General features: G+C 67.7%; 30 protein-coding genes. 28 read left to right on the top strand and 2 right to left on the bottom strand.

The genetic code is table 11. The annotated features are described in order from the left end of the window. The first annotated feature begins 1 nt into the window (after position 1). The 19 genes from ACIRG5_RS30430 to ACIRG5_RS30340 all read left to right on the top strand — a co-directional run bounded on the left by ACIRG5_RS30430 (position 2) and on the right by ACIRG5_RS30340 (position 17,207). Positions 2-1,228 (top strand): cytochrome P450, encoded by a 1,227-nt coding sequence (locus tag ACIRG5_RS30430; RefSeq protein ID WP_402910809.1) that lies wholly within the window; start codon positions 2-4, stop codon positions 1,226-1,228. After that, positions 1,225-1,698, top strand: a complete 474-nt coding sequence (locus ACIRG5_RS30425) for a hypothetical protein (RefSeq protein WP_402910806.1) — start codon at positions 1,225-1,227, stop codon at positions 1,696-1,698. The genes ACIRG5_RS30430 and ACIRG5_RS30425 overlap by 4 nt, the downstream gene beginning before the upstream one ends. Positions 1,699-1,838: 140 nt before the next feature. Further along, positions 1,839-3,125: a phosphopyruvate hydratase gene (eno, locus tag ACIRG5_RS30420; RefSeq protein ID WP_360038140.1), complete on the top strand. Its 1,287-nt coding sequence runs from the start codon at positions 1,839-1,841 to the stop codon at positions 3,123-3,125. A 12-nt stretch (positions 3,126-3,137) separates the two neighbouring features. Next, the gene (locus ACIRG5_RS30415) at positions 3,138-3,632 is read left to right on the top strand and encodes a septum formation initiator family protein (RefSeq protein ID WP_245822315.1); all 495 of its coding nucleotides are present in this window, start codon (positions 3,138-3,140) and stop codon (positions 3,630-3,632) included. Next, positions 3,608-4,111, top strand: coding sequence for a DUF501 domain-containing protein (locus tag ACIRG5_RS30410; RefSeq protein WP_402910801.1), 504 nt, complete (start codon positions 3,608-3,610; stop codon positions 4,109-4,111). Before ACIRG5_RS30415 ends, ACIRG5_RS30410 begins: the two co-directional genes overlap by 25 nt. Before the next feature lie 152 nt (positions 4,112-4,263). After that, positions 4,264-5,535 (top strand): lytic transglycosylase domain-containing protein, encoded by a 1,272-nt coding sequence (locus ACIRG5_RS30405; RefSeq protein WP_402910881.1) that lies wholly within the window; start codon positions 4,264-4,266, stop codon positions 5,533-5,535. A gap of 102 nt (positions 5,536-5,637) precedes the next feature. After that, positions 5,638-6,468, top strand: a complete 831-nt coding sequence (locus ACIRG5_RS30400) for a helix-turn-helix domain-containing protein (protein WP_402910799.1) — start codon at positions 5,638-5,640, stop codon at positions 6,466-6,468. A 12-nt stretch (positions 6,469-6,480) separates the two neighbouring features. Next, complete coding sequence (locus ACIRG5_RS30395; protein WP_402910797.1) at positions 6,481-6,651, top strand: DUF397 domain-containing protein; 171 nt, start codon at positions 6,481-6,483, stop codon at positions 6,649-6,651. Positions 6,652-6,685: 34 nt separating this feature from the next. Then, positions 6,686-8,242, top strand: coding sequence for a LamG domain-containing protein (locus ACIRG5_RS30390; RefSeq protein WP_402910795.1), 1,557 nt, complete (start codon positions 6,686-6,688; stop codon positions 8,240-8,242). Between the two features lie 43 nt (positions 8,243-8,285). Further along, positions 8,286-8,849, top strand: a complete 564-nt coding sequence (locus ACIRG5_RS30385; protein WP_402910793.1) for a GNAT family N-acetyltransferase — start codon at positions 8,286-8,288, stop codon at positions 8,847-8,849. Beyond that, on the top strand, positions 8,836-9,387 hold the full coding sequence (locus ACIRG5_RS30380) for a GNAT family N-acetyltransferase (protein ID WP_402910790.1): 552 nt from the start codon (positions 8,836-8,838) through the stop codon (positions 9,385-9,387). Before ACIRG5_RS30385 ends, ACIRG5_RS30380 begins: the two co-directional genes overlap by 14 nt. 9 nt (positions 9,388-9,396) lie before the next feature. Then, positions 9,397-10,338, top strand: a complete 942-nt coding sequence (locus tag ACIRG5_RS30375; protein WP_402910787.1) for an exopolyphosphatase — start codon at positions 9,397-9,399, stop codon at positions 10,336-10,338. 226 nt (positions 10,339-10,564) lie between these two features. Beyond that, positions 10,565-12,139 (top strand): ABC transporter substrate-binding protein, encoded by a 1,575-nt coding sequence (locus ACIRG5_RS30370; protein ID WP_402910785.1) that lies wholly within the window; start codon positions 10,565-10,567, stop codon positions 12,137-12,139. 121 nt (positions 12,140-12,260) lie between these two features. Next, positions 12,261-13,190: an ABC transporter permease gene (locus tag ACIRG5_RS30365; protein WP_402910782.1), complete on the top strand. Its 930-nt coding sequence runs from the start codon at positions 12,261-12,263 to the stop codon at positions 13,188-13,190. Beyond that, on the top strand, positions 13,183-14,157 hold the full coding sequence (locus ACIRG5_RS30360) for an ABC transporter permease (protein ID WP_402910779.1): 975 nt from the start codon (positions 13,183-13,185) through the stop codon (positions 14,155-14,157). Before ACIRG5_RS30365 ends, ACIRG5_RS30360 begins: the two co-directional genes overlap by 8 nt. 9 nt (positions 14,158-14,166) lie before the next feature. Further along, positions 14,167-15,153 (top strand): ABC transporter ATP-binding protein, encoded by a 987-nt coding sequence (locus ACIRG5_RS30355; protein ID WP_319980343.1) that lies wholly within the window; start codon positions 14,167-14,169, stop codon positions 15,151-15,153. Then, a complete protein-coding gene (locus ACIRG5_RS30350; protein ID WP_402910776.1) occupies positions 15,146-16,141 on the top strand; it encodes an ABC transporter ATP-binding protein in 996 nt (331 codons plus the stop codon). Before ACIRG5_RS30355 ends, ACIRG5_RS30350 begins: the two co-directional genes overlap by 8 nt. A gap of 116 nt (positions 16,142-16,257) precedes the next feature. Then, on the top strand, positions 16,258-16,431 hold the full coding sequence (locus ACIRG5_RS30345; protein WP_402910773.1) for a hypothetical protein: 174 nt from the start codon (positions 16,258-16,260) through the stop codon (positions 16,429-16,431). Continuing rightward, the gene (locus tag ACIRG5_RS30340; protein WP_402910771.1) at positions 16,431-17,207 is read left to right on the top strand and encodes a DUF6338 family protein; all 777 of its coding nucleotides are present in this window, start codon (positions 16,431-16,433) and stop codon (positions 17,205-17,207) included. Before ACIRG5_RS30345 ends, ACIRG5_RS30340 begins: the two co-directional genes overlap by 1 nt. Positions 17,208-17,256: 49 nt before the next feature. On the opposite strand, the gene ACIRG5_RS30335 is transcribed toward ACIRG5_RS30340, so the two are convergent. Both ACIRG5_RS30335 and ACIRG5_RS30330 read right to left on the bottom strand, forming a co-directional pair. Further along, positions 17,257-17,682, bottom strand: coding sequence for a GNAT family N-acetyltransferase (locus tag ACIRG5_RS30335; RefSeq protein ID WP_402910769.1), 426 nt, complete (start codon positions 17,680-17,682; stop codon positions 17,257-17,259). Further along, entirely contained in the window at positions 17,679-19,136 is a 1,458-nt protein-coding gene (locus ACIRG5_RS30330; protein ID WP_402910766.1) for a S10 family peptidase, read from the bottom strand. Before ACIRG5_RS30330 ends, ACIRG5_RS30335 begins: the two co-directional genes overlap by 4 nt. Positions 19,137-19,214: 78 nt before the next feature. Between ACIRG5_RS30330 and ACIRG5_RS30325 the strand changes: the two genes are divergently transcribed. From ACIRG5_RS30325 to ACIRG5_RS30285, 9 genes are all read left to right on the top strand, one after another. After that, a complete protein-coding gene (locus ACIRG5_RS30325; protein ID WP_402910764.1) occupies positions 19,215-19,784 on the top strand; it encodes a uracil-DNA glycosylase in 570 nt (189 codons plus the stop codon). Further along, positions 19,784-20,572: a hypothetical protein gene (locus ACIRG5_RS30320; RefSeq protein WP_402910762.1), complete on the top strand. Its 789-nt coding sequence runs from the start codon at positions 19,784-19,786 to the stop codon at positions 20,570-20,572. Before ACIRG5_RS30325 ends, ACIRG5_RS30320 begins: the two co-directional genes overlap by 1 nt. A 10-nt stretch (positions 20,573-20,582) precedes the next feature. Beyond that, the gene (locus ACIRG5_RS30315; RefSeq protein ID WP_402910759.1) at positions 20,583-21,053 is read left to right on the top strand and encodes an SMI1/KNR4 family protein; all 471 of its coding nucleotides are present in this window, start codon (positions 20,583-20,585) and stop codon (positions 21,051-21,053) included. Positions 21,054-21,107: 54 nt separating this feature from the next. Continuing rightward, positions 21,108-21,707, top strand: coding sequence for a DUF4129 domain-containing protein (locus tag ACIRG5_RS30310; RefSeq protein ID WP_402910756.1), 600 nt, complete (start codon positions 21,108-21,110; stop codon positions 21,705-21,707). Beyond that, a complete protein-coding gene (locus tag ACIRG5_RS30305) occupies positions 21,704-22,054 on the top strand; it encodes a hypothetical protein (RefSeq protein ID WP_402910754.1) in 351 nt (116 codons plus the stop codon). The genes ACIRG5_RS30310 and ACIRG5_RS30305 overlap by 4 nt, the downstream gene beginning before the upstream one ends. Then, entirely contained in the window at positions 22,051-22,992 is a 942-nt protein-coding gene (locus ACIRG5_RS30300) for an AAA family ATPase (RefSeq protein WP_402910751.1), read from the top strand. Before ACIRG5_RS30305 ends, ACIRG5_RS30300 begins: the two co-directional genes overlap by 4 nt. Further along, complete coding sequence (locus ACIRG5_RS30295; protein ID WP_402910749.1) at positions 22,989-24,218, top strand: DUF58 domain-containing protein; 1,230 nt, start codon at positions 22,989-22,991, stop codon at positions 24,216-24,218. The genes ACIRG5_RS30300 and ACIRG5_RS30295 overlap by 4 nt, the downstream gene beginning before the upstream one ends. Then, positions 24,212-24,673 carry a hypothetical protein gene (locus ACIRG5_RS30290; RefSeq protein WP_402910746.1) on the top strand — a complete coding sequence of 154 codons (462 nt, stop codon included), beginning with the start codon at positions 24,212-24,214 and terminating at the stop codon, positions 24,671-24,673. Before ACIRG5_RS30295 ends, ACIRG5_RS30290 begins: the two co-directional genes overlap by 7 nt. Before the next feature lie 142 nt (positions 24,674-24,815). Beyond that, on the top strand, positions 24,816-26,141 hold the full coding sequence (locus ACIRG5_RS30285) for an NAD(P)/FAD-dependent oxidoreductase (protein ID WP_402910743.1): 1,326 nt from the start codon (positions 24,816-24,818) through the stop codon (positions 26,139-26,141). The last annotated feature ends 172 nt before the right edge of the window (positions 26,142-26,313 follow it).

Here is a 26,313-nt window from a genome sequence, read left to right as displayed (position 1 = left end):
TATGCCCAGGACCGATGCCGACCTCATCGTCGACCCGGACACGTATACCTCGGGAGTCCCGCACGACGCACTAACCCGGCTGCGCGAAAAGAACGTGGTGCGCATCGACGACTTCTGGGCCGTCTTCCGCCACGAGGACGTCCGCACGGTCCTTCGCACGCCCGCCGTCTTCTCCTCGCACCGCGGCGCCACCCAGATCCGCGACCCTCAGCCTGCCGATCTGGCGTACGTCCAACGCATGATGCTCAACCAGGACCCGCCGGAGCACTCGCGGTTGCGCCGCATGCTGACCAGGGCCTTCACGCCCCGAGCCGTGGCACTTCTGGAAGACCGCATCCGTTCCAACGCGCGCGAGATCGTTCGCGGCCTGTCCGGAGACTTCGCTGGTGCCGTCGCCGATCTGCCGCTGCTGACCCTGGCGGACGTCTTCGGCGTTCCGCGCCAGGACAGAGCGCTGCTCTACGACTGGAGCAACCGAGTGATCGGCTTCCAGGACCCCGACTACGCGCTGTCGTCCAGCTCGACCGAGGGCATGACCGACATGGCACTCGCCGCTTTGTCGTTGCGCCCCGAGGACGGCCGCGACCCGCGCGCCCGCGACGGCATGCCCGACCTCTACGCCTATGCGCACGCGTTGGGTGCGTACAAGCGCGCGCATCCGTCCGAAGACGTCCTGAGCAACCTCATGCTGGAGGACATCTCGCTGGAGGAGTTCGAGAACCTCTTCTGGCTCTTCTCCGTGGCGGGCAACGAAACCCTCCGCAACGGCATCCCCGGCGGCATGATCGCTCTGCTCACGCACCCTGACCAGTACTCGCGCCTGCGCGCCGACCGTTCGCTGCTTCCCGTTGCGGTGGAAGAGATGTTGCGCTGGTGGACACCGGTCATGCACTTCCGTCGCACGGCCGTTCAGGACACGTCGTTGTCCGGGCAGGAGATCAAGGCGGGGGACAAGGTCGTGGTCTGGTTCTCCTCCGCCAACCGGGACGAGCGCGTGTTCACCGAGCCGGACCGGTTCGACGTGGGGCGGCGGGAGGCCGACCACCTGAGCTTCGGGCACGGGCCGCACTTCTGTCTGGGCGCGCAGCTGGCGCGGACGCAGATGCGGGCCGTGTTCGACGCGGTGCTGGACCTGCCGGGGACGCTGGAGCTGGACGGGGAGGTCAGCCGGTTGCGGTCGAACTTCCAGAACGGCGTGAAGCACCTGCCGCTCAAGGTCGCCATGTGAACACCTGGGTTCTGCCGGACGACGTGCGTCTGAGCGAATTGCTCGCGTTCTTCGAGTTCGACGTGACCCGTGCCAAGGCGGAGCTCGGCGCGTCGATCGAGTCGGGCCTTCCGCTCGAACCGGTGGCTGGTGACTTCTCCGGTGGTCAGTACTACCTGTGTGGTGACGCGGGTTCGGGGCGGCCGGTCCTCTACGCCAGCTCCGAAGGGCAGGCCGGGCTCATCGCGAACAACCTGCGCGAAGCCGTCGAACTAGTCGTCGGGCTGCCGTGCTGGCACGACTGCCTGACCTTCGCCGACTTTGAACCGAAGCCCCTCACTCGGACCTCCCACCAGGATGAGGCCGCACAACTTCTCGCGCTGAAGCTGCCCGCACAGGAGGTGCTGCTGGCACGCCTGCGTGCTGCGGTTCTGCGGTCCACGTCCGGCTATGTCTTTCGTGACGAGACCGGCGAGTACGAAGGGCTGTAGGCAGTATGTGAAGCGTCTGGCACGATTCAGTAGACCGGCTCCGATGGCTCACTGTGATCCGCAGGTGGCGAGCCCCTGCCGGTCACCTGGCCCAAGTAGGCTCGTCGCGAGACGAGACGCAGGAGAAACAGGGAGCGCAAGTGGCGGTCATCGAGCAGGTCGGAGCACGCGAGATCCTGGATTCTCGCGGCAACCCCACCGTCGAGGTCGAGGTGGCGCTGGACGACGGCACGCTGGAGCGTGCGGCTGTTCCGTCCGGTGCTTCGACCGGTGAGCACGAGGCGGTGGAGCTGCGGGACGGCGACGCCAAGCGGTACGGCGGCAAGGGTGTCGAGCGCGCGGTGACCGCGGTGCTCGACGAGATCGGCCCTGAGCTGGTCGGCATCGAGGCCGTCGAGCAGCGCATCGTGGACCAGAAGCTCGTGGACCTGGACGGCACGCCGGACAAGGGGCGTCTCGGCGCCAACGCGATCCTCGGCGTGAGCCTCGCGGTCGCGAAGGCGGCGGCGACGAGCTCCGGCCTGGAGCTGTTCCGCTACATCGGCGGCCCGAACGCCCACGTGCTGCCGGTGCCGATGCTGAACATCCTCAACGGTGGCTCGCACGCCGACACCGACGTGGACATCCAGGAGTTCATGATCGCGCCGATCGGCGCGGAGACGTTCCGCGAGGGCCTGCGCTGGGGCACCGAGGTCTACCACTCGCTGAAGTCCGTGCTGAAGAGCAAGGGCCTCGCGACCGGCCTGGGCGACGAGGGTGGCTTCGCGCCGAACCTCGGCAGCAACCGCGACGCGCTCGACCTCATCCTCGAGGCCATCGAGAAGGCCGGCTACCGCGCTGGTCGCGACATCGCGCTCGCGCTCGACGTGGCCGCCACCGAGTTCTTCTCGGACGGCGCCTACTCCTTCGAGAACAACAAGCGGTCCGCCGAGCAGATGATCGGCTACTACTCCGAGCTGGTCCGCGACTACCCGATGGTCTCCATCGAGGACCCGCTGTCCGAGGACGACTGGGACGGCTGGGTCCAGATGACCGCCGAGCTGGGCGAGAAGGTCCAGATCGTCGGCGACGACCTGTTCGTCACGAACCCGGAGCGCCTGGAGGAGGGCATCTCCCGCCGCGCCGCCAACGCGCTGCTGGTGAAGGTCAACCAGATCGGCACGCTGTCCGAAACCCTCGACGCGGTCTCGCTGGCCACGTCGTACGGCTACAAGTCGATGATGTCGCACCGCTCGGGCGAGACCGAGGACACGACCATCGCCGACCTCGCCGTCGCGACCGGTGCCGGCCAGATCAAGACCGGTGCTCCGGCGCGTGGTGAGCGCACCGCGAAGTACAACCAGCTCCTGCGCATCGAGGAGAGCCTCGGCGACGCGGCGCGCTACGCGGGCGAGCTCGCGTTCCCGCGCTACACGCCGGAGAGCTGAGAGGCTTAACGCATGGCCGAGCGCGCGCGTCGTCCCCGTCGCCCCCGCGAAGAGCGGGAGGCGAGGCCCGCACGCGCGCGCAAGCCACCCCGTCCGAAGGCGCCCTCGCGGCGCAGTGAGGGCACGGGTGGCGCGTTCGGCATGACCGGCACGCGACGGGCCGCGATGTTCGCGATGGTGCTGTGCGCACTGGCGCTGAGCATCGCGGTCCCGTTGCGGACCTACCTCTCGCAGCGCGACGAGCTGCGGGACGTGGGTGCCGAACAGCAGAAGCTGAGGGAGACGGTCGCCGCACTGGAACAGCGCAAAGCACAGCTGCAAGACCCGGCGTACGTGGAGATCGAGGCGCGCAAGCGGTTGCACTGGGTGCGACCCGGCGAGACGCCCTACATCGTGCAACTGCCGGGTGACGAGAGTCGCAACACTGAAACGGAGAGGCCGTCGGGCAAGCAGGCGGCACAAGGGTCTTGGTACGAGGAACTGTGGGAATCGGTGACGCACAAGTAAGTGCTGCTGACCTGGAAACGGTCGCTCAGCAGCTCGGCCGCACGCCGCGCGGGACACGTGCGATCGCCTCGCGGTGCCCCAGCGGGCACCCGAACGTCGTTCAGACGAACCCGCGGCTGCCCGACGGGACGCCGTTCCCGACGCTGTACTACCTGACCTGCCCGAAGCTGAACTCGCTGGTCAGCACGCTGGAAGGCGGCGGGCTGATGAAGGAGCAGCAGGATCGTCTGGCGGTGGACGCCGAGCTCGCGGCCGCCTACCAGCGTGCGCACGAGGCGTACCTCGCCGAGCGCGACGCCATCGAGTCGCTGGGCACCCAGGTCACCGCGGGCGGCATGCCGGTCCGGGTCAAGTGCCTGCACGTGCACGTCGCCCACGCCCTCGCGAAGGGCCCTGGCGTCAACCCCATGGGGGACGAGGCGCTGGCGCTTCTGAGCGAGCAGGGACTGTGGCCCGCGGGGGAATGCAAGGCGAGTTAACGGTCAACGGAACCGAACACACGCTTCACTCCGTCTTGGGTACACCTAGGCTTCGGAGTGGGGCAGGGTGGGACAGGTCACCGACTGGGGCATTCGCCGTAATGGCAGGACGGCGAGCCGCGATGACACACGAGAGGTGAGAATTCGTGGCAATGGCCAAACTGCGCGGACCGTCGGCGTTGACGCCCAGGCAAAAGGGCTTCGCTGTCGCTGCGCTGGCTGCGATGCTCGCCCCGGCGATGATCGTCGGCACCAAGCTCGTCGACTGGGTCAACCTCGCGAAGCACAACGACATCGCCGTGTCCCTCGGCCCCGCCGACGTCTTCGGCGCGTTGCACCGCGACCCGGCCGAGCTCGGCGCGTCCGGCCGCCTGCCGCTGTCCGAGGAGCTGAGCGCCGCGCTGCTCGCCGACCTCGAGGACGGCGACCTCGACAACGACGAGGGCAGCCTGCTCGACGACGTCGCGGGCGTGCAGGACATCCCCGGCGTCATGGTCGAGGCCTACCTCCGCGCCGAGGACAAGATGGCCGAGCTCGTCCCCGGCTGCAACCTCGACTGGGCACTGCTCGCGGGCATCGGCAAGGTCGAGTCGAACCACGCCAACAGCGGCCGCGTGAACGCCGTCGGCGACGCCACCCCCAAGATCCTCGGCCCAGTCCTGAACGGCGCCCCCGGCATGGCCGCCATCAGCGACACCGACGCCGGCCGCCTCGACGGCGACAGCACCTGGGACCGCGCGGTCGGCCCGATGCAGTTCATCCCCTCGACGTGGGCGAGCTTCGGCGGCGACCTGAACGACGACGGCAACGTCAACCCGAACAACATCTACGACGCCGCCCTGGGCGCCGGCCGCTACCTCTGCGCCAACGGCGGCGACATGACGAAGCAGGCCGACCGAGCCGCCGCCGTCTTCCGCTACAACCACTCCACGACGTACGTCGAGACGGTCCTCAAGTGGGCCAAGCAGTACAGCGAGAACGTCGACATCCTGCCGAACCTCCCGACCACCGGGGACAACGCGCAGAACCCGGCGCCGGGCAACACCAACCCCGGCACGCCGACGATCCCGCCGCCGACGACAACTCCGCCGACGACCACGACCACGACGACCACCACGACGACGACGCCGAACTGCCCGACCACGACGACGAGCACCACCAGCTCGACGACGACTTCGACGTCCACGTCGACCACGCCGACGACTCCGCCGCCGTCCACGTGCACGACGACGACCACAACGACGCCGACGACCACCACCACGACCACGACGACCACCACTACGACGACGACAACCACGACGCCGCCGCAGCAGAACTCGTCCACCGGTCCCACGCAGTCGTCCACGACCCCCGTCGGCAGCAGCAGCGCCAACAGTTCGTCGGCGCCCGTCTCGCAGAGCCTGGTCACGAGTACGCCCAGCTAACCCGGCGTGTCGGGTTGGAACGATTCCAACCCGTACTTCGTTCGGTGCGATTCGGGCAGAAACGTTGGAGCGAAGGGGATCGGGTCTCCTAGCTTCGTCTGCATGCCGAAGCGCAACTCGAGCGTGGTGGGCCGGGAGTTCGGTCAGGGCGTCCGCGACGCCATCGAACAGAGCGGCATGACGCAACGCAGCCTCGCCGAACTGGTGGACTGGCAGGAAGCCAAGATCTCCGACGCGGTGAACGGCAAGGGCGGCATCAGCGAGGTCGAGCTGATCCGGCTGCTCTCCTACTGCCGCACCACATACGCGGAAGTCGAGCGCATGGTCGCGCTCTACCGCGAGTCACGGGAGAAGGGCTGGCTGCAGTTCCCCGAGGACGGCGTGCCAGAGCAGTTGCACAGCCTGATCAACCAAGAACGTCTCGCCAGCACGATCACCGTGTGGTCGATGAACCTCGTTCCTGGCCTCCTTCAGATCGCCGCCTACATCCGAAGCGTGGCGGAGAAGGTGCCGCGGAAATCCCCTGCGGACATCGACGGATTCATCAGGGCGAAGCTTGAGCGACAGGGGATCATCAGGCCTGGTCGGCAGTTCGTCTTCTACGTGCACGAGCAGGCCCTTCAACTGCCTGTCGGCGGACCAGCCGTGATGCAGGCGCAGCTGAACCACATCAACGTCATGTTGGTGCGGCAGTACATCAAATTTCGGATCGTTCCGACCGCGATCGGAGCACACGCCGGACTGTCCAGCTCGTTCGTGCACCTGAGCTTCGACAAGTTCGAGCCGGTGGTCTACCTGGAGAACTACAACACCGGCTTGTTCCTGGAGGACAAGGGATCGCTGGACACGTTCGCCGACGTGGTGAAAGACCTGGATCGAGACGCCTTGGACGAGGAAGAATCGAGGTGGCTGATCAACAGCATGTTGTCATGAGGAGGCCTCCGGATGTTGACCTGGCGCAAGAGCAGCTACAGCGGACAAGGAAGCGACTGCGTGGAGGTCGGGCACGGTGTCGGCATCCGCGACAGCAAGGCCCCCGCCACCCACCTCCCCGTCTCTGGTGAGGCGTGGGCCGCGTTCCTCAGGTATTCCGTTTCGGCGCCGCCTCGTCCATAGTGCTTGAGGATCATCTACCTGGGGGAAGTACCGGATGCTCAACGCCACGTGGCGCACCTTTGCGCTGCCTGCCTTCACCGCTGCCCTGCTGCTCGTCGGCTCAGCGGGAACCGCGCTCGCCGAACCGGCACCGTCGTCCGGAAAGCCCGTGGTGTCCTCGACCGACTACCCGGCCAGTGGGTTTCACGGCAGTCCTGGCCGTACCGGCGTCTTCACGTTCTCGCCCGGCGGTTCGACGGCCGTCGCTCGCTACGGCTGGTCGCTGAACTCCGACACCTTCGTCAACCAGGTCGCCGCGACCGGCTCGGTGGACGTGCCGATCACGCCGTCGCTGAGCGGAACGAACTCGCTGTACGTGCGCTCGTACGACGAGGCCGGGACTCCTTCTGACCGGCAGATCTACGTGTTCATGGTCGCCGATCTGTCCAGGCCGGTGGCGGCGTGGAACCTCGACGAGACAGTCGGCACGACTGCGGCCGACAACACCGGCCACGGTCACACGTTGACGCTGAACGGCGCGACCTTCGGTGCCGGCTACTCGAACAACGGTCAGGTCACCACCGCCGGCTCGTTCTCGGCGACGTCGGGCGCGGTCGTCGACAGCTCGCGCGCCTTCTCCGTGTCGGCGTGGGTGAAGCTCGGTGACACGGAGACCGGCTACACGATCGCGAGCCAGGACAACGGTTTCGCCCTCAGGCACGGCGACGGCCGCTGGTCGTTCGGCACGGCGTCCTCCACCACCCCGCCGCGGGCGGGTGAGTGGACGCACCTGCTCGGCACGTACGAGCCGAACCAGGTCTCCTTGTACGTCAACGGAAAGCTCGAAGGCATGGCCGCCGCGACGTTGACGAACGCGGCCAGTCCTTTCGTCCTGGGTTCCGGCCAGGCAACGGCCACGATCGACCACGTCCAGGTGTGGGACCGCGCATTGAGCGCGGCCGAAGCGGCCAAGCACCACAACCTCGTGGTGGAGCGCGCTCGCTACCTCTTCGACGAACGCGAGGGCGTCACGGCCAGGGACGAAGTGTCGGGCGAGAACGCGACGCTGTCCGAGGGCGTCACCTGGGCCGGCACGCCGGTCGACCCCGACGACCCCAACCAGATCCTGACGAGCGAGGACAAGTGGACGCGCTTCGACTCGACGGGTCAGGTCACTGGCCCCCGTCCGGCGAACCTGCGCACCGACCGATCCTTCACCGTGTCCGCGTGGGTGAGGCAAGCCGACTTCGGTGACACGGCGGGAACGGTGCTCGGCATGAGCGACGGATCGTTCGTGCTGGGCTACCGGCCGGACACCTTCGGCTGGGGTTTCGGACTGGGCGACGCGGTCGTGCGTTCGGACCTCCCGGCGCAGGCGAACCAGTGGACGCACCTCGCGGCGACGTTCGACTCGGCCACCGGCACAGTCGCGCTCTACGTCGACGGCATCCGTCAGTCGGGCGTGTTGACCGGAGTGCAGTCGTTCAACGGTGTCGGTGACTTCGTCGTGGGTCATGGAGTCGTTGGCGTCATCGACGACCCCCGCGTCTATTCGGGGGCGATGACACTCGACGACGTCGAAGACGTGCGTGTGTGGTCCAAGCACCGCTGAAAATCGCAAGGCACGAGGCGGCGGTCCTTGACAGGGTGCGGGTGTGTTCAAGCCTGACTACCCGCTCAAGACCGCCCGCCTCCACCTCCGCCCCTTCGAGGAGACCGACCTCGACGACTTCTACGCCTACCGCTCCCGTCCGGAAGTCTTCCGCTACCTCTACGACGAGCCGGCCACCCGCGAGGAGTGCGCGCAGCTGCTGGCCAAGCTGGTGAGCGACAACGAACTTGCCGAGGAGGGCCAACGGCTCGCGCTGGCCGTGCACCTGCCGGAGGCGGACAGGATCATTGGCAGCGCTGTCCTCAAGTGGCGCAGCGAGTCCGACCGGCAGGGCGAGATCGGCTACAGCCTCAACCCCGACTTCCAGGGCCACGGCTACGCCTCCGAGGCGGCCAGGGCGATGCTCGAACTCGGGTTCGAGCAACTCGGCCTGCACCGGATCGTCGCCGAGTGCGACCCGCGCAACGAGCCGTCGTGGCGCCTGATGGAACGCCTCGGCATGCGCAGGGAGGCGCACTTCCGGCAGAACGAGATCTTCAAGGGCGAGTGGGGCGACCTGTTCGTCTACGCGCTCCTGGAAGAGGAGTACGAGCGTGCTCAGACCTGACTTCCCGATCAGGACCGACCGTCTCGTCCTCCGCCCCTTCAGGCCGAGCGACCTCGACGACGTCCACGCCTACCGGAAGCTTCCCGAGGTCACCCGCTACCTCCACGACGAGCCGTACGCCCGCGCGCAGGCCGCGGAGAACCTGGCCAAGTGGATCGGCCAGGGCGAGATCATCGAAGAGGGCCAGTGGCTGGCCACCGCGGTCACGCTCGACGGCCGCGTCATCGGCGAGGTCGACATCACCTGGCGCAGCGAGGAGCACCGGCAGGGCGAGGTCGGCTACATCTTCAACCCCGCGTTCCAGGGCAGGGGCTACGCGCGCGAAGCCACCGAGGTGATGCTCACGATCGGGTTCGAGGACCTCGGGCTGCACCGGATCGTCGCCGAGTGCGACGTGCGCAACGAGCCGTCGTGGCGGCTGATGGAACGCCTGGGCATGCGCAGGGAGGCACACTTCCGGCACCACGAGTTCTTCAAGGGCGAGTGGGCCGACTGCTTCGTGTACGCGATGCTTGCCGAAGAACATCGGAACCACTGAGGAGTGCCCATGTCGCGGGTCGCGGCCATCGACTGCGGAACCAACTCGATCCGGCTCTTGATCGCGGACGTGACCAAGCGCGAGGACGGCACGGCGTGGCTGCGGGACGTCCATCGCGAGATGAAGATCGTCCGGCTCGGGCAGGGCGTGGACGCGACCGGGCGGTTGCACCCCGACGCGATCGAACGCACGCGCCAGGCCCTTCTCGACTACGCGCGCACGATGCAGCGCAAGGGCGTGGAAGTCGCACGGATGGTCGCGACGAGTGCCACGCGGGACGCGAGCAACCGCGACGAGTTCTTCGGCATGACCGAGTCGATCCTCGGCGCGCCCGCGGAGGTGATCACCGGGGACGAGGAGGCAAGGCTGTCCTACCTCGGCGCGGTGGCCGATCTCGACCCGGACGAGGGACCCTTCCTCGTCACCGATCTGGGTGGTGGCAGCACCGAGTTCGTCCTCGGCACGGGCGCCGAGGTGGAGGCCGCGAGGTCGATGGACATCGGCTGCGTGCGGCTCACGGAGCGGTTCATCCACTCCGATCCGCCGTCCAACGCCGAAATCGAACAAGCGGAAGCGTTTGCGCGCGCGGCGATCAAAGAGGCTTTCGAAGTCGTCCCCGTGGAGAAGACGAAGACGTGGATCGGCGTCGCCGGCACGGTTACGACATTGTCAGCCCTGGTCCAGGGGTTGGAGGTGTACAACAGCGACGATATTCACCTCTCCCGCATCACACTTGACAATGTTCGTGAAATCACCGACCGTATCCTCTCCATGACGCATGATGAGCGTGCCTCGCTGGGACCCATGCACCCCGGTCGAGTGGATGTGATCTGCGGTGGAGCGGTGGTACTGCGTGCGATTGCCGAGGAGCTGGAGAATCGCGCGGGAATTCGCACGCTCGTGTGCAGCGAGCACGACATCCTCGACGGCATCGCGTTTTCGCTGGTCTAGCGCCGAATTAAGGTGCGCTTGAGGTGATCGTGACAATTTTGTGACCGCTTTCAGTGCGCGTACCACTGGACGCCCCGGTTAACGTCCTCTCACGTTTTGGGAGGTGGACGAGACCTCCCGGGGAGGCGCGCGCACGCAATATCTGCGGAGCGGCGCCGGGGAAAGGCGGGAGAGACTGATGTCGCGATCACGGGTTGCGTGGGTGGCTTTGCCAGCTGCGCTCGCCATGACGCTTACTGCGTGCGGCGGCGGTGGCGGTAGCACCAACGCCACCGATGGCAAGGACAACCCGGACGGCACGGTGTCCATCTACGGCACCGAGCCCAAGAGCACCTTGTTCCCGGCCAACACGACCGAGGCCGGCGGTGGCAAGGTCACCGACTCGCTGTTCTCGCGGCTGGTCGGCTACAAGACCGAAGACGGCGCGCCCTACAACTTGATGGCCGACTCGATCAAGTCGGATGACGCCAAGGTCTACAACATCAAGATCAAGCAGGGCTGGAAGTTCCACGACGGCACCGAGGTCAAGGCGAAGAACTTCGTCGACGCCTGGAACTGGGCCGCGTACGCGCCGAACGCTCAGCAGGCGGCATCGTTCTTCGCGCCGATCGCGGGCTTCGAGGACGTGCACCCGGCCGACGAGAACGCCAAGCCGGCCAAGGACAAGATGTCCGGTCTCGAGCTCGTGGGCGACTACGAGTTCAAGGTCACCCTCAACGGTCCGACCTCGGTCTTCACCACGATGATCGGCTACACGCCGTTCTCGCCGATGGCCGACTCGTTCTTCGCGGACCCGAAGGCCGCCGAGGCCAAGCCGATCGGCAACGGCCCGCTCAAGTTCGTCTCCCGCACGCCGAACGCGCTGATCAAGATGGAGCGCTTCGACGACTACAAGGGCGAGGACAAGGTCCACTTCAAGACCTTGGACTACAAGATCTACTCTTCCCAGGAGACCGCGTACCAGGACCTGGTCGCGGGCAAGCTGGACTTCATGGAGGCCCTGCCTCCGTCGGCCAAGGTCGGCGAGAAGTACAAGGCTGACCTCGGCGACGCCGTCGTGACCGCGAACCTGCTCGGCCAGAGCGCGATCGCGTTCCCGCAGTACATCGACGCGTTCAAGAACGTCAAGCTGCGCCAGGCCGTCTCGATGGCCATCAACCGCGAGCAGATCACGAAGACCGTGCTGGCCGGCTCGTACGTGCCGTCCACCAGCTTCGTGTCGCCCGGCATCAAGGGCTACCGCGCGGACACCTGCGGCGAGTACTGCAAGTTCAACCCCGAGAAGGCCAAGGAGCTCTTCAAGGAGTCGGGCTTCACCGGCAAGCTGACCATCCAGTCCAACCAGGACGGTGGCCGCAAGGAGCCGCTCGAGGCGGCGTGCAACAGCATCAAGCAGACGCTGGGCGTTGACTGCGAGTTCGTCGGTGCCACCAACTTCGGTGCGTTCCGTCAGATCGTCGACGGCAAGCAGCTGACCGGCATGAGCCGTTCGGACTGGTCCGCCGACTACCCGTCGATCGAGAACTTCCTCAACCCGCTGTACCGCACGGGTGGTTCGTCCAACGACTCGAACTACTCGAACCCCGAGGTCGACGCCCTGCTCAAGAAGGCCGACCAGACGGCCAACGAGGACGAGGCGATCAAGCTCTACCAGCAGGCAGAGGACATCATCGCCAAGGACCTGCCCTCCATGCCGACCTGGAACGAGAAGGGCATCGGCGGTCGTTCGAAGAACCTCCTCGACGCCAAGATGTCGTTCAAGCGTCAGGGCGCCCTGGAGTCCTTCCGCGTCAAGGCCTGATCTCTGACACCTGAGTTCTGAACAACCCGTCCGGCCCCGCGTCCCTCGAGCGTTACGGGCGCGGGGCCGGACCGGGTTCTCAGGACGTTGGGCGCCCCCCACCACGCAAGGAGCCGACCTCATGGGTCGCTATGTGCTGCGCCGTCTGCTGCAGCTGATACCGGTCTTCCTGGGGACCACTTTCCTGATCTACGCCCTGGTCTGGGCCATCCCGCAGGACCCCTTCGCCGGCAAGTGCGGCCAACGGCCGTGCGACCCCGCCTACATCGCCGAGATGAGCCAGAAGCTCAACCTCAACGACCCGTTGCTGCTCCAGTACTTCAAGTACCTGGGTAACCTGATCGTCGGCGACTTCGGCACCACCTTCAACGGCGTGTCCGTCGGTGAGCAGATCGCCACCTCGTGGCCGATCACGCTCAAGATGGGCATCATCGCGCTGATCATCGAGGCCGTCATCGGCATCGTCGCCGGCGTCCTCACCGGTCTGCGCAAGTCGGGCTTCCTGGACAACCTGGTCCTGATCTCGACCCTGTTCCTGATCTCGCTGCCGGTCTTCGTCACCGGTTTCGTGCTGCGGCTCTACCTCGGCCCGCAGGGCTTCGACCTGATGGACACATCCGTCAGTTCCGATCCGACGTTCGGTGAGCTGATCCTGCCCGGCTTCGTGCTCGGCAGTCTCTCGATGGCCTACGTGGCCCGGCTGACCCGGTCGAGCATCGTCGAGAACCGGCGCGCGGACTACGTGCGCACGGCCATCGCGAAGGGCCAGCCGCAGAGCCGCGTCGTCGGCATCCACCTGCTGCGCAACTCTCTGATCCCGGTGATCACGTTCCTCGGCACCGACCTCGGCAGCCTCATGGGCGGCGCGATCGTCACCGAGGGCGTCTTCAACATCAACGGCATCGGCGGTCTGATCTTCCGCGGCATCCAGGAGAAGGAAGGCATCATGGTCACGGGCATCGTGACCCTGCTGGTCCTCGTCTACCTGCTGATGAGCCTGATCGTCGACCTCCTGTACGCCGTTCTCGACCCGAGGATTCGCTATGAGTGACCCAGGATCCGTGTCCGGCGGAGCCGGACTCGAGGCGTCCGCGGCGGCAGGTGTCGACCAGCTCAGCCACGTCGACGACTCGTCGCAGAAGCAGAAGAAGCCACGCTCGCTCTGGAGCGACGCGTGGGGCGAGCTGCGCACCAAGCCCACGTTCATCATCTCACTGGTGATCATCGCGATCATCGTCCTGATGGCGATCTGGCCGACGCTGTTCACGTCGGTCGACCCCCGCCACGCGGATCTCGACAAGTCGCTGCAGTCGCCTTCGGGTGACGCGTGGTTCGGCTACGACCTGCAGGGCTACGACGTCTACGCCCGTGCGATGCACGGCGCTCGCGCGTCGCTGCTGGTCGGCATCTTCGCGACGTTGCTGACCGTGCTGATCGGCTCGACCGTCGGCATCATCGCGGGGTACGCGAAGACGTGGATCGACAGCGTGCTCTCGCGGTTCGCCGACATCTTCGCCGGCATCCCGTTCGTGCTCGGTGCGATCGTCATCCTGACGACGCTCAACGCGCCGACGGAGAACCCCGGCGTCTTCCGGATCATCACGCAGGTGGTGCTCTCGATCGCCGTGCTGTCGTGGCCGGTGGCCATGCGCATCATGCGTTCGGCGACTTTGGTCGCGAAGCAGCAGGACTACGTCAAGGCCGCCCGCGGGCTCGGTGCGTCCCCGCTGCGGATCGTGTTCCGGCACCTGCTGCCGAACACCGTGGCGCCCGTGCTGGTGTACGCGACGATCGCCCTGGGTGCCTTCATCGGCGCCGAGGCGACGCTGGCGTTCCTCGGCATCGGCCTGCGTCCGCCGGTGGTGTCGTGGGGCGTGATGATCTCGGAGTCGCGCGACTACTTCCAGTCGGCTCCGCACATGCTGCTGTTCCCCGCGGGCTTCGTCACGATCACCGTGCTGGCCTTCGTCATGCTCGGTGACGCCGTGCGCGACGCCCTCGACCCCAAGTCCCGATAGGGGAATCCTGTGACTCAGCCATTGCTGGAGGTCGAGGATCTCCACGTGGAATTCCGCACCCGCGACGGTGTCGCGAAGGTGCTCAACGGCGTTTCGTACCACGTCTCGGCGGGCGAAACCCTTGCGGTGCTGGGCGAATCCGGTTCCGGCAAGTCCGTCACCGCCCAGACGATCATGGGCATCCTGGACACGCCGCCGGGGTTCATCACCAACGGTTCGATCAAGTTCCGCGGTGAGGACCTGCTGACCCAGTCGGCGGAAGAGCGTCGCCAGGTTCGTGGCGAGGGCATCGCCATGATCTTCCAGGACGCGCTTTCGGCCCTGAACCCCGTGTTCACGATCGGGTTCCAGATCGAGGAGCAGCTCAAGGTCCGCCGCGGGATGTCCAAAGCGGACGCCCGCAAGCGGGCGGTCGAGCTCCTCGACCAGGTGAAGATCCCGAACGCCAAGGGTCGCGTCTCGGACTACCCGCACCAGTTCTCCGGCGGTATGCGGCAGCGCGCGATGATCGCGATGTCGCTGGCGCTCGACCCGGAGCTGCTGATCGCGGACGAGCCCACGACCGCGCTGGACGTCACCGTGCAGGCCCAGATCATGGACCTGCTGGCGGAGATCCAGAAGGAACGTGACATGGGCATGATCCTGATCACCCACGACCTCGGCGTCGTCGCCGACGTCGCGGACCGGATCTCGGTCATGTACGCGGGCCGCATCGTCGAGCACGCCGACGTCTACGAGCTGTTCCGCGCGCCGGGCCACCCGTACACCGAGTCGCTGCTCGAGTCCCTGCCGCGCGTCGACCTGCGCGGCCAGGAGCTCAAGACCATCAAGGGTCTGCCGCCGTCGCTGACCAACATCCCGCCCGGCTGCCCGTTCAACCCGCGCTGCCCGCGCGTGTTCGACAGGTGCTCCACCGAGGTGCCGGTCGTGCACAACCTCGGCATGGGCCGCACCAGCCGGTGCCACATCGCGGAGGAGGTGGTCGCTCGTGGCTGAGCCGATCCTCGAGGTCGAGAACCTCGTCAAGCACTTCCCGGTCCGCGTCGGCGTGCTGTTCAAGCGCACCGTGGGCCACGTCAAGGCCGTCGACGGCGTCTCGTTCACTCTCAACAAGGGCGAAACCCTTGGTGTGGTGGGCGAATCCGGTTGTGGCAAGTCCACGCTGGCCCAGGTGCTGATGCGCCTGGAACCGCCGACGTCGGGCCTCGCGCGCTTCGAGGGCCGCGACATGTTCGCGATGAAGGGCGCGGAGCTGCGCAAGCTGCGCCGCGACATCCAGATCGTGCTGCAGGACCCGTACACGTCGCTGAACCCGCGCATGACGGTCGGTGACATCGTCGGTGAGCCGTACGAGATCCACACCGAGGTCGCGCCCAAGGGCGACCGGCAGCGCAAGGTCCAGGAGCTGCTGGAGATCGTGGGTCTCAACCCGGAGCACATCAACCGGTACCCGCACCAGTTCTCCGGCGGTCAGCGCCAGCGCATCGGCATCGCCCGCGCGCTCGCGTTGAAGCCCAAGGTGATCGTGTGCGACGAGCCGGTGTCCGCTCTGGACGTCTCGATCCAGGCACAGGTCATGAACCTGCTGGGCGACCTGCAGTCCGAGATGGGTCTCTCGTACGTCTTCATCGCGCACGACCTGTCGGTGGTCCGCCACCTGTCGGACCGCGTCGCGGTGATGTACCTCGGCAAGATCGTCGAGATCGGCACCGAGGAAGAGATCTACGAGCGGCCGATGCACCCGTACACGCAGGCGCTGCTGTCCGCCGTGCCGGTGCCGGACCCGACCCAGCGCGGCCGGCGCGACGTCATCCGCCTGACGGGTGACGTGCCGTCGCCGATCGACCCGCCCTCGGGTTGCCGGTTCCGCACGCGGTGCTGGAAGGCGCAGGACATCTGCGCGACCGAGGTTCCCGAGCTCGTGGTGCGGGGCGACGGTCACCCCGCCGCGTGCCACTTCGCGGAGGAGCGCGCGGTCGTCTGATCGTGTTGTGGGGAGGGGCCGTGCCTGAGGGCGCGGCCCTTTCTCGTTCCCGGACGCCGGTGTGCGCGGCGGTGCTAGCTTGGTTCCGGCGTTGACGATCTACCCGCGGAGCCGGCATGACCGAGCCTGACGACGTTCCCGAGCCTCCTGCCGACTACGACGAGCTCGTCGAGGAAAGCGTGCCCGCCGAGGAGTACGACGAGGAGCCCTCGTACCCCTGGAAGCCGCCGTTCGAGTTCCACGACGCGGAAGACCGGCTACCGCCTCCCGTCTCCGGGAGCATCGACTAGTGGTTCCGCAGACGATCGGGGCGCTGGCCTCGTTCCTCGCCCTGGTCGCGCCCGGCATCGTCTTCGAACTCCTGCGGGAACAACGGCGGGCGGGCCCCAAGGAAACCGTCTTCCGCGAGGCGTCGCGGGTCGCCTTGAGCAGTCTCGCCTTCACCGTGGCCTCGACCGCGATCCTGCTCGGCGTCCACGCTCTTGCCTCGAAGTGGTTCGGCTGGAAGCTCTTCGCCGATCTGACGGCGTTGGTGGCCAAGCCCGACTACGTGAAGCAGAACGTGGCGCTGCTCGGCTACAGCGCGGTCGCCGAGCTGGTGCTGGCCTGTCTGCTGGCGCTGGCGTTCGACGCCGTGCTGGCCCGCCGGCGACGGCAGCCGCGGTCGCTCGGCAGGCAGTCGGCGTGGTTCAAGGTGTTCCGGGAGGACCGGCCCGCGAACGCGCTGTGCTGGGTGCACGTGATGCTGGAGGACGGCAGCTCGTTCTTCGGGTTCCTGCGGTCCTACGACGCAGCCGGCGATCCGGACACCCGCGAGATCGTCCTGGAGGGCACGAAGCTGACCTACGTCGGCGAGCCCGTCACCGGCGGCGACGAGAAGAAGACGACGGTCATCGGCCGTGACTGGGAGCGCGTCGTCATTCCCGGTGCTCGCATCAGGTTCATGCGCGTGCAGTACCTCGACGCCGAGACGGGCGCGCGCGTCGACTCGGCCCGGCGGCCGGTCACCGCCGACGCAGCACCTCGAAAGCCCGTCGAACAGGCGGTCGGCCCAGAAACTCCTTGACGGCTTCGGCGCAGTCCTGCGGGCTGCTCGTGCTGATGGAGGAAGATGATCACCGGCTCAGGTCTGTGAGCGTCACCCCAGGAGCGACCTCGCGCGTGCCGGTCTCGACGAACCCGCGCCTGCGGTACAGGGCGAGCGCGGGCTCGTTCTTCGTGCCGGTGCTGACCGTCTGCGGCCCCTGCGGCAGCGCGTCGAGCAACTTCGACGCGATGCCGCGGCGATGCGCCCGCGGATGCACGACCAGCCGACAAATGTCCACAGTGGACCCTTCCAGCAGGTAGGACACCGCGCCGGCGAGACCTTCCTCGTCGTAGAGCCCCAGGAAGGTCTCGCCGCAGGCACGGAGTTCGTCGAGCGACTCGTGCAGCGGAGGGATGCCGTCGAAGCCGATGATCTCGGCCTCGACGGCGTACGCCAGCCGTTGCACCGTCCACAGCTCGTGCAGGACGGCGTCGTCGGACAGGTCGAGGATCACGTGTTGGACGAGTTCCGCACGAACGCCGCGAGGTCCTCGGACTGCTGGATCCTGCTGGGCTCGTGGACGTACATCATGTGGCCGGCCGGGTAGTAGGCCGACTCGATGTTCGCCGTGAGCTCCTTCGGGATCTGCAGGTGCGCGATCAGGTGCTCGGCCGCGAAGTACGGCGTGGCGCCGTCGAACCAGCCGAACGCGACGTGCACCTTGAGGTGCGGGTTCGCCCGCATCGCCGCCGAGAGCTTGCCCGCCGTCGTGACGTGGCGGCCCTCGAACTCCTTGTACGACCAGTTCTCGATGATCCGCGCGAGCACCTCGTACGGCAGGTCGCTGGAGTAGCCGAGCTCGGCGTGCAGGTAGTGGTTGAGCACGGCGGAGTACGGGCCGAGGATCGCGTCGATGGACGGGTCCGCGGAGATGCCCTCGCGGCCGTAGTCGGTGTCCCAGCCGGTGAAGCGGGCGTCGATGCGGCCGACGGTCTTGCGGTCGCGCCGCAGCAGTTCGGTGAAGAACCGGATGTGCTCGATGCGCAGGTCGACGGCGTCCACGTAGTCCTCGGACAGACCGGTGAGCCGGGCGAGCTTCTCGATCGTCGCGGCGCGCTCGACGTCGCTGAGCCGGTTGCCGCGGGCGAGGGCGTAGGGGTAGTCGCGGACCGCGAACTCCTCGGCCTCGGCGAGCACCTCCTTGAGCGGACGGTCGCCGTGCAGGCCGTGGTAGTGCGCGATGGCCGCGTACGTCGGCAGGAAGAGCGTGTAGCCCAGGTCGTGGCCCTCGTTGAACTCCAGCGTCGCGAAGTCCAGCACCGAGGAGATCAGCATGAGCCCGTTGAGGTACATGCCGTGCTTCTTCTGCAGGTACTCGGCCAACCCGGCCGCGCGGAGCGTGCCGTACGACTCGCCGCAGAGGAACTTGGGCGACATCCAGCGGCCGTTGCGCGCCGTCCACAGCCGGATGATCTCGGCGATGGACTCGATGTCGGGCTGGTAGCCGTGGTAGCTGCCGGGCTTCTCACCCTGCGCGGCCCGGGAGAACCCGGTCGACACCGGGTCGATGAACACGAGGTCGCTCTCGGCGAGCAGGCTCTCCTCGTTGTCCGCGATCCCGTACGGCGGCGCGGTGAGGTTGCCGACGTCGCCGCTGAGGACCCGGCGTGGCCCGAGGAGCCCCATGTGCAGCCACACGCTGGCGGACCCCGGCCCACCGTTGAACGCGAACGTCACCGGCCGCTTCAGCGGGTCGGCGCCATCGAGTGTGTAGGTGGTGACGAAGACCTCGGCCTTGGGCTTGTGGCCCTCGAACACGCCGTCCTTCATCACCTCTTCCTTGAGCACGATCCGCCCGGTGGTGGCGGTGTAGTTCAGCTCGCGGCCCTTGACGGTGATGCTGTGCTGGGTGGTGACCAGATCATCAGCGGGAGACTCGGGCTTCTCTTCGGTCTTCTCCTCGGACATGGGAGCAACACTACGGAACTCGACGATCGAATAACGGCCTGCCGAGCCTGTCCACGCCTGGTCGAGTGGCGCGAGACCGTGGCCCGGGAGAAGCGCGCGGCGTTCATGGATTGGGACTACTGGGGCCGGCCGGTGCCGGGCTTCGGCCCGATGGACGCCTCGCTGCTCATCGTCGGCCTGGCCCCCGCCGCGCACGGCGGCAACCGGACGGGCCGGATGTTCACCGGCGATCCCTCCGGAGACTTCCTGTACCGCGCGTTGTACGAGGTGGGCCTCGCCTCGCAACCCCATGCGTGGGCGCGCGACGACGGCATGGAGCTGTACGGCGTGCGGATGGCCTCACCCGTGCGGTGCGCACCGCCGGACAACAAGCCGACCGCCGAGGAACGGGACCGCTGCTCGCCGTTCCTGCGCGAGGAGATCGGGTTGATGCCGAACCTGCGGTCCGTCCTGGTGCTCGGCGGGTTCGGGTGGAAGGCGTTCCTGCCGCTGCTGGGGCCGGAGCGGCCCCCGTTCGGGCACGGGGTGGAGGTCGAGATGGGCGGGCTGCGGGTGTTCGGGTGCTACCACGTGTCGCCGCACAACACGTACACCGGAAGGCTGACCCAGGAGATGCTGCAGGACGTGCTGAGGCGGGCGATGAGCTGATGGGCAGCAGGGCCAACTACGTGATCGCCGACGAACGTGGCTGGGAGTTGTACTTCGACAACGGCGGTGCGGTCCCGCTGCTCGAGACCTTCGCGGAAGGTCCCGCGGAGATGATCGAGTACGTTCGCGAGGAACGACGTGTCGAGCACTGGCTGGACGACGTCTGGTGCGAGGGTGCCGCGCTCATCGACATCGTGAACCACCTCCTGCTGCTCTTCACCTGGCACCACGACGGCGTCGACGACCGTGCGCGCCGGCTGGCCGCGATCAGAAGTGCCTGGCCGGGCTGGCAGATCCGCTGGGCGTACGGCGGGCTCGAGGACGTGGTGGCCTACCTCGGAATCGACCGGGCCACCGTGCGCGCCGAGGAACGTCCACAACCCGTGCTGCGGCCGGGCCCGATCGAGCTCCTGGAGAATTCCAACACCCTGGTGACGATCCGGCAGCCCGACGGGGCGCTGCACGGGCATCGGCTGCACCACCTGCAGTGCGAACCGCTGTGGGCCGGTCCCGGACTGCTGGACTCGCTGGCGGTGCTGATCCCGGTGTCGGGCTGGGAGCGTCTGACGAAGGACGACGACGGTCCTGAGCTCGGGCTGCACTTCGATCTCACGACTCGTGAGTTCGGGTTCTGGACGGCCGCGACCTTCAACGGAACGGTCGACGAGATCGCCGCGCGCTGGCCGGACTGGCGGGTCGAGTTCTGGGAGGACCGCCACGAGGAGCAAACGCTCCGCTGCGGCGCCGGTTTCCGGATGTTCCCGTTCGAGGCCGCGAGTTCTACTTAGGATGCGCGGCGTGAAGTTCTGGAGCGACAGCACTTACGGCGTGCAGCCACTTCTCACCGACGAGGCCGTCCGCGAGGCCGAGAAGGTCCTCGGCGTGCGACTGCCGGAAGCCTTGCTGGAACTGCTGCGCGTGCAGAACGGCGGCGGAGTGGTCGACGAACGATCAGCGTTCCCGAGCGAGCCGAACTCCTGGGCGCCGGACCACGCCCCGTTCGACACCCTGATGGGCATCGGGACCGCCGGGCGCGCGATGTCGCTGCTCGACACGCCCTACCTCGTCGAGGAATGGGGACTGCCGTCGCCCGTCGTGCTGCTGACCGGCGACGGCCACTGGTGGATCGCCCTGGACTACCGCGAGTGCGGTCCGGCCGGTGAGCCGCCGGTCGTCTGGCTCGACGCCGACGACGAGTCGGAGCCGGCGCTGGCGCCCGACTTCAGGTCGTTCCTGGCTGGTCTCGTGCCCGCCGAGTCGTTCGACTAGCAAGTTGGACGAAGGATCATCCCAACTCCGCTGGTGCGTGTAAGGCTGTCCGGCATGAGGTGGTGGCGGGCCGGGGTGGCGGTGGCGGCGTTGCTGATCGTCGTCGTCGCGGCCAGTGGCACGTCGCCGATCACCTTCGTCAACCGGCTGGACGGCCGGCCGCCGGCGCAGGACCGCGGGGTGCAACTGGACATCCCGATGCCCACCGAACTGCCGGACGCGCTCGCCGTGCCGGTCACCGTGTACCTGGTGTTGCTCGCCGGGCTGGTCCTGTTCGGACTGGTCGGGATCATCCTCGCGTTCGAACTGCCCCGCTGGCGCCGTCCCAGAGGTGTGCGTGGCGTGGAGGTCGAGGGCGGTGAGGCCGGGGAGTCGGCGGTCGTGCGGCGCGTCGAGAAGGCGTTGCAGGAGTTCACCGAGCATCCGAACCGGCCGCCGCGGGACGCCGTGATCGCCGCCTGGCTCGCGCTCGAAGCCGCGGAACCCCGGCAGCCGCACCAGACGCCCACCGAGTTCACCGAGAAGCTCGGCGTGGACGCCGTCGTGCTCAAGGATCTCTACCGGCGCGCGCGGTTCGGGCACGAGGACGTGACGGCCGCGCAAGCTCAACAGGCGCGACAAGAGTTGAGCCGCATCGTCCGGGAGCTCGCGTGAAGACCGCGCTGGCACTGATGGTCGGAGTGATCATCGGGGTGGTGATCTGGTGGCTCGGCGCCTCACCGGCGTGGGCCGCGGCGCTGGCGGTGCCGCCGACCGCGTTCGGCGTGCTGGTCACCAGGTTGCCGCACGCCACCGACATCGTCTGGAGTTCGGCGCCGCCGCCGCCCGGTTCGATCAGCAGCGCGCACGCCAGCACGCTCGCGAGCCGGTTGGAGGAGGCGGCGGCGGAGCCGAGGCGCTACCAGGAACGGTTCCGCGCCCGGTTCGCACGACTGGGGATCGAGGCGTCCGAGATGCCCGATCCGAAGACACTCGCGGAAAGGCTCAGGAGGGTCGAGTGACCATCGCACACGAGGCCGAGGCGGTCCTCGACGAGATCGGCAAGGTCGTCGTCGGGCGCACCCGCACGCTGCGGCTCGCGCTCGCGGCCGTGCTGGCCGGCGGGCACGTGCTGCTGGAGGACGTGCCGGGCCTCGGCAAGACGCTGATCGCGCGGTCGCTCGCGCAGGCTCTGAGCCTCGACTTCCGCCGCCTGCAGTGCACGCCGGACCTGCTGCCCGCGGACGTCACCGGGTCGTTCCTCTACGACCCCGGCAGCCGCGAGTTCGAGTTCCACCAAGGGCCCGTCTTCGCCGGTCTGCTGCTCGCCGACGAGATCAACCGCACGCCGCCCAAGACGCAGTCCGCGCTGCTGGAAGCCATGCAGGAGCGGCAGGTCACGGTCGAGGGGCGCACGTTCCCGCTGCCCAGGCCGTTCCACGTGCTCGCGACCTCGAACCCCGTCGAGTACGAGGGCACCTATCCGTTGCCCGAGGCGCAGCTCGACCGGTTCCTGGTGCGGCTCGACATCGGCTATCCGCCCGTGGACGAGGAGATCGAGGTCCTGCGGCGGCGGATCGCGCGGCAGCGGGAAGAGGCCGAGGTGCCGCCGGTGCTGGCCCAGGGCCGGCTCGCCGAGCTCCAGGCCGAGCTGGAGAAGACCACAGTGGACGACGATCTCCTGCGGTACTGCGTCGATCTGGCCGTGTCCACGCGCAAGCACCAGTCCGTCGAGGTCGGCGCCTCCCCGCGAGGTGCGCAGGCGCTCGTGCTCGTCGCCCGCGCACTGGCCATTTTGGACGATCGCGCGTACGTGACGCCCGAGGACGTCAAGGAGTGCGCGGTCGCCGTGCTGGCGCACCGGCTCGTGATGAAGCCCGAGACGTGGACGTCCGGCGTGAACGGCGTGCAGGTCGTCACCGAACTGCTCGGCAAGGTCCCGGGCCCGCCCAGCTCATGAGCAGAGCGGACAAGATCAGGGATGCGTTCGCCCAGTCGCACGGCGCGCACTGGCATCCGACGGACGCGTACACGCGCGCCGTCTGGCTGGGCGTGGGGCTCGTCGTCGGCGGGATGTTCCTGCACCAGGTCGAGCTGGTGCTGTTCGGCGTGCCGCTGATCCTGTCCGTGCTGCTCACGACCAAACCGAAAGGCACGCCCACGGTCAGCGTCCGGCCGGTGCCGCGCGGGGCGGGCGCCGGTGTCGCGCACACCGTCGCGCACCTCGACGGCGCGGACGCCGAGATCGCCGTCGTCAAGCTGCCCGGCGTCGTCAAGGCGGTACCGGCGCACTCACCCGACCTGCCCGTGGAGATCCGGCGCGACGCGTGGGGCCCCGGTGTCGACCTGCGACTCGACCACCTGTTCGCCGGCCCGGACGGCATGCACGTCTACGGGCCGATCGTCGGCACCGAGCACGTCCGCACGATCCTGCCGCCGGTCGAGCACCACCTCGCCGGTCCCCTGCCGCCGCGGCCCGCCGGTCTGGTCGGCATCCACCGCTCGCCACGCGCCGGCGACTCGACCGAGCTGCGCGACATCAGGGCGTTCCAGCCGGGGGACAGGCTCAAGCGCATCGACTGGCGCGTCACGACCCGCACCGGCACCGTGCACGTCCGCGAACGGCATGCCGAGGCCGACGCGGAGATCGTGCTGGCCCTCGACACCCGTGCCGACGTCGGCGCGGACGTGGCGGAGTGGGCCTCGCCGCACTACGGGGCCACGACGCGTCCCGGCGGCAGCCTGGACCGCGCGGTGCGGCGGGCGGCGTCGATGGCCGCGGGCTACCTGCGGCAGGGCGACCGGGTGGCGTTGATGGACCTGTCGCGCCCGCAGCTCAACGTGCGTTCCGGCGTCGGGCGGCGGCACCTGATGCGCATCCGCACACAACTCGTCGTGTGCGTGCAGGCCGCCGGGTGGTCGTCGCGCGTGGCATTGCGGAAGCTCCCGCACGGATGTGTGGTCGTGCTGCTGTCGCCGTTCCTCGACGACGACATCGCGGAACTGGCCGTGCAGACCCGCAAGCACGGCCACGTGGTGCTGGCGATCAACACGCTGCCGTTGGAACTGAAACCCGACCAGGAGACGGCGTGGGGTGAGGTCGCGGCCGAGATGATCTCCGCCGAGCACCGGCTACGGCTGCGGCGCATGGCCGAGCACGGGGTGGCGGTGACGCGCGAATGCTGATGCGTCTGGCGATCGTGCTCGCCGCGTTGCCGGTGGCGCTGATCCTGCACCTGGAGTCCTCGTCGATCGCGCCGTTGCTGATCGTCACGGTGCTGACGGTGCTCACCGCGTTCATGCCGGGAAGCGCGTGCGCGGCGCTGCTGATCGGCTACGCGGCGCTGGCGATGGCGTTCGCCGACGGGCACCCTTTGCGACTCGGCGTGTTGATCATGATTCCGGCGCTGCACCTCATTCACGTGACGTCCGCGCTCGCGGCGGTCGTTCCGGTGAAAACGAAAATCGAGCCCGCTGCGCTGAAAGCACCAGCACGCCGGTTCGCCATTGTCCAAGTGATCACATTTGTCGTCACGGCCTTCGCGGCGTTCGTCCCGTCAGGTGCCGGGATCGGGCTCGTGGAGGTGCTCGGACTGGGGGCTCTGACGGTCGTGATCGGGGTCGTCGCGCTGAGGATCTGAATCGTCCCTCTCAGGGAGAACGCCTCAACTTTGACTCAAGTCGCAGGTCAGCCGCGATCGTGTCCGGCGTCACCGCGCGACGGTAGTCACAACAGCCCCTTCGGACGCGCGAAAAAGGGGGTTCTGGTGCGACCATATGTGTATGGCTGCTGTGAAGTCGCACCCCACTCGGATTGTCATTGTCGGCGGTGGGTACGTCGGGATGTACACGGCTCTCGGACTGCAGAAGAAACTGCGCTCCGGTGAGGCGTCCGTGACGGTAATCGACCCGCAGCCGCACATGACCTACCAGCCCTTCCTGCCTGAGGCGGCGGCCGGCTCGATCGAGCCGCGCCACGTCGTCGCTCCACTGCGCAAGGTGCTCAAGCGCTGCCACGTCGTCACCGGCCGCGTCACCAAGATCGAGCACTCGCGCAAGATCGTGACCGCCGAGCTGTCGGACGGCCACGTCGAGGAGATCGAGTACGACGTGCTCGTCTCCGCGCTGGGTGCGATCTCACGCACGCTTCCGATCCCCGGCCTGGCCGAGGTCGGCATCGGCATGAAGACGATCGGCGAGGCGATCTACGTCCGCAACCACGTGCTGTCGCGCCTGGACCAGGCAGCGAGCACGAACAACGCGGAACTGCGCAAGAAGCTGCTCAGCTTCGTCGTCATCGGTGGTGGCTTCGCGGGCATCGAGACGCTCGCCGAGCTTGAGGACATGACGCGGTATGCGCTTCGGTACTACGAGGGCTTGAAGCCCGAAGAGATGAACTGGGTCCTCGTCGAGGCGATGGGCCGCATCATGCCGGAGGTGTCCGCCAAGCTCGGCGCCTGGACGGTCGAGGCGCTGGAGAAGCGCGGCATCAAGATCTACCTCGACACCCGGGTGAAGTCGCTCGAGGGCGGCCACGTCATCCTCGACGACGGCACCGAGTTCGACTCCGACACGATCATCTGGACCGCCGGCATGAAGGCGAACCCGGTGCTGCGCAACACGGACCTCCCGCTCGACGAGCGCGGCCGCGTCCGGTGCACCGCCGCCATGCAGGTCCAGGGCCTCGAAGGCGTGTGGGCCGCCGGTGACTGCTCCGCGGTGCCGGACCTCTCGCGCACCGAGGAGGACCCGACGGCAACGTGCGTGCCGAACGCGCAGCACGCCATCCGTCAGTCGAAGCTGCTGTCGAAGAACATCGTCGCGCAGATGCGTGGCCAGAAGCCGAAGGACTACTTCCACAAGTACCTCGGTTCGGTTGCGGGCCTCGGCCTCTACAAGGGCGTCGCGGACGTGTTCGGCCTGCGCTTCAAGGGCCTGCCCGCGTGGTTCATGCACCGCAGCTACCACGTGGCGTTCATGCCGACCGTGAACCGCAAGCTCCGCGTGCTGATGGACTGGACGCAGGCGCTGTTCTACGGTCGCGAGGTCGTCGCGCTCGGCCAGATCAACGACCCGAAGTCCGACTTCGATCGCGCAGTGCAATCCTGAGGTTGTCGCCACGAGCGCTCTTCTCGTGGCGACAACCTCAGGACACTGCTTCTAGGAGTGACACTGAGCTTCACTCTCTGTGAGTGACGTCGTGCCCCGGGCGATCTCCTCGTTCGGGGCACTTCGCTGGACTCCAGGCGGAACTTAAGCGCCCAATCGGAGTAAAGCTCCG

It is taken from the genome of Lentzea sp. NPDC102401 (assembly GCF_044765805.1).
Lineage (GTDB): Bacteria > Actinomycetota > Actinomycetes > Mycobacteriales > Pseudonocardiaceae > Lentzea > Lentzea sokolovensis.
Note: the sequence above shows the minus strand (reverse complement) of the source record. Positions and strands in the feature narration are given on the sequence as shown.

Bases quoted from the DNA above. Each gene is read 5' to 3' on its own strand.
- ACIRG5_RS30430 (WP_402910809.1), top strand. From the start codon at position 2: ATGCCCAGGACCGATGCCGACCTCATCGTCGACCCGGACACGTATACC.
- ACIRG5_RS30415 (WP_245822315.1), top strand. From the start codon at position 3,138: ATGGCCGAGCGCGCGCGTCGTCCCCGTCGCCCCCGCGAAGAGCGGGAG.
- ACIRG5_RS30405 (WP_402910881.1), top strand. From the start codon at position 4,264: ATGGCCAAACTGCGCGGACCGTCGGCGTTGACGCCCAGGCAAAAGGGC.
- ACIRG5_RS30400 (WP_402910799.1), top strand. From the start codon at position 5,638: ATGCCGAAGCGCAACTCGAGCGTGGTGGGCCGGGAGTTCGGTCAGGGC.
- ACIRG5_RS30395 (WP_402910797.1), top strand. From the start codon at position 6,481: ATGTTGACCTGGCGCAAGAGCAGCTACAGCGGACAAGGAAGCGACTGC.
- ACIRG5_RS30390 (WP_402910795.1), top strand. From the start codon at position 6,686: ATGCTCAACGCCACGTGGCGCACCTTTGCGCTGCCTGCCTTCACCGCT.
- ACIRG5_RS30375 (WP_402910787.1), top strand. From the start codon at position 9,397: ATGTCGCGGGTCGCGGCCATCGACTGCGGAACCAACTCGATCCGGCTC.
- ACIRG5_RS30370 (WP_402910785.1), top strand. From the start codon at position 10,565: ATGACGCTTACTGCGTGCGGCGGCGGTGGCGGTAGCACCAACGCCACC.
- ACIRG5_RS30365 (WP_402910782.1), top strand. From the start codon at position 12,261: ATGGGTCGCTATGTGCTGCGCCGTCTGCTGCAGCTGATACCGGTCTTC.
- ACIRG5_RS30360 (WP_402910779.1), top strand. From the start codon at position 13,183: ATGAGTGACCCAGGATCCGTGTCCGGCGGAGCCGGACTCGAGGCGTCC.
- ACIRG5_RS30345 (WP_402910773.1), top strand. From the start codon at position 16,258: ATGACCGAGCCTGACGACGTTCCCGAGCCTCCTGCCGACTACGACGAG.
- ACIRG5_RS30330 (WP_402910766.1), bottom strand. From the start codon at position 19,136: ATGTCCGAGGAGAAGACCGAAGAGAAGCCCGAGTCTCCCGCTGATGAT.
- ACIRG5_RS30320 (WP_402910762.1), top strand. From the start codon at position 19,784: ATGGGCAGCAGGGCCAACTACGTGATCGCCGACGAACGTGGCTGGGAG.
- ACIRG5_RS30310 (WP_402910756.1), top strand. From the start codon at position 21,108: ATGAGGTGGTGGCGGGCCGGGGTGGCGGTGGCGGCGTTGCTGATCGTC.
- ACIRG5_RS30295 (WP_402910749.1), top strand. From the start codon at position 22,989: ATGAGCAGAGCGGACAAGATCAGGGATGCGTTCGCCCAGTCGCACGGC.
- ACIRG5_RS30290 (WP_402910746.1), top strand. From the start codon at position 24,212: ATGCTGATGCGTCTGGCGATCGTGCTCGCCGCGTTGCCGGTGGCGCTG.
- ACIRG5_RS30285 (WP_402910743.1), top strand. From the start codon at position 24,816: ATGGCTGCTGTGAAGTCGCACCCCACTCGGATTGTCATTGTCGGCGGT.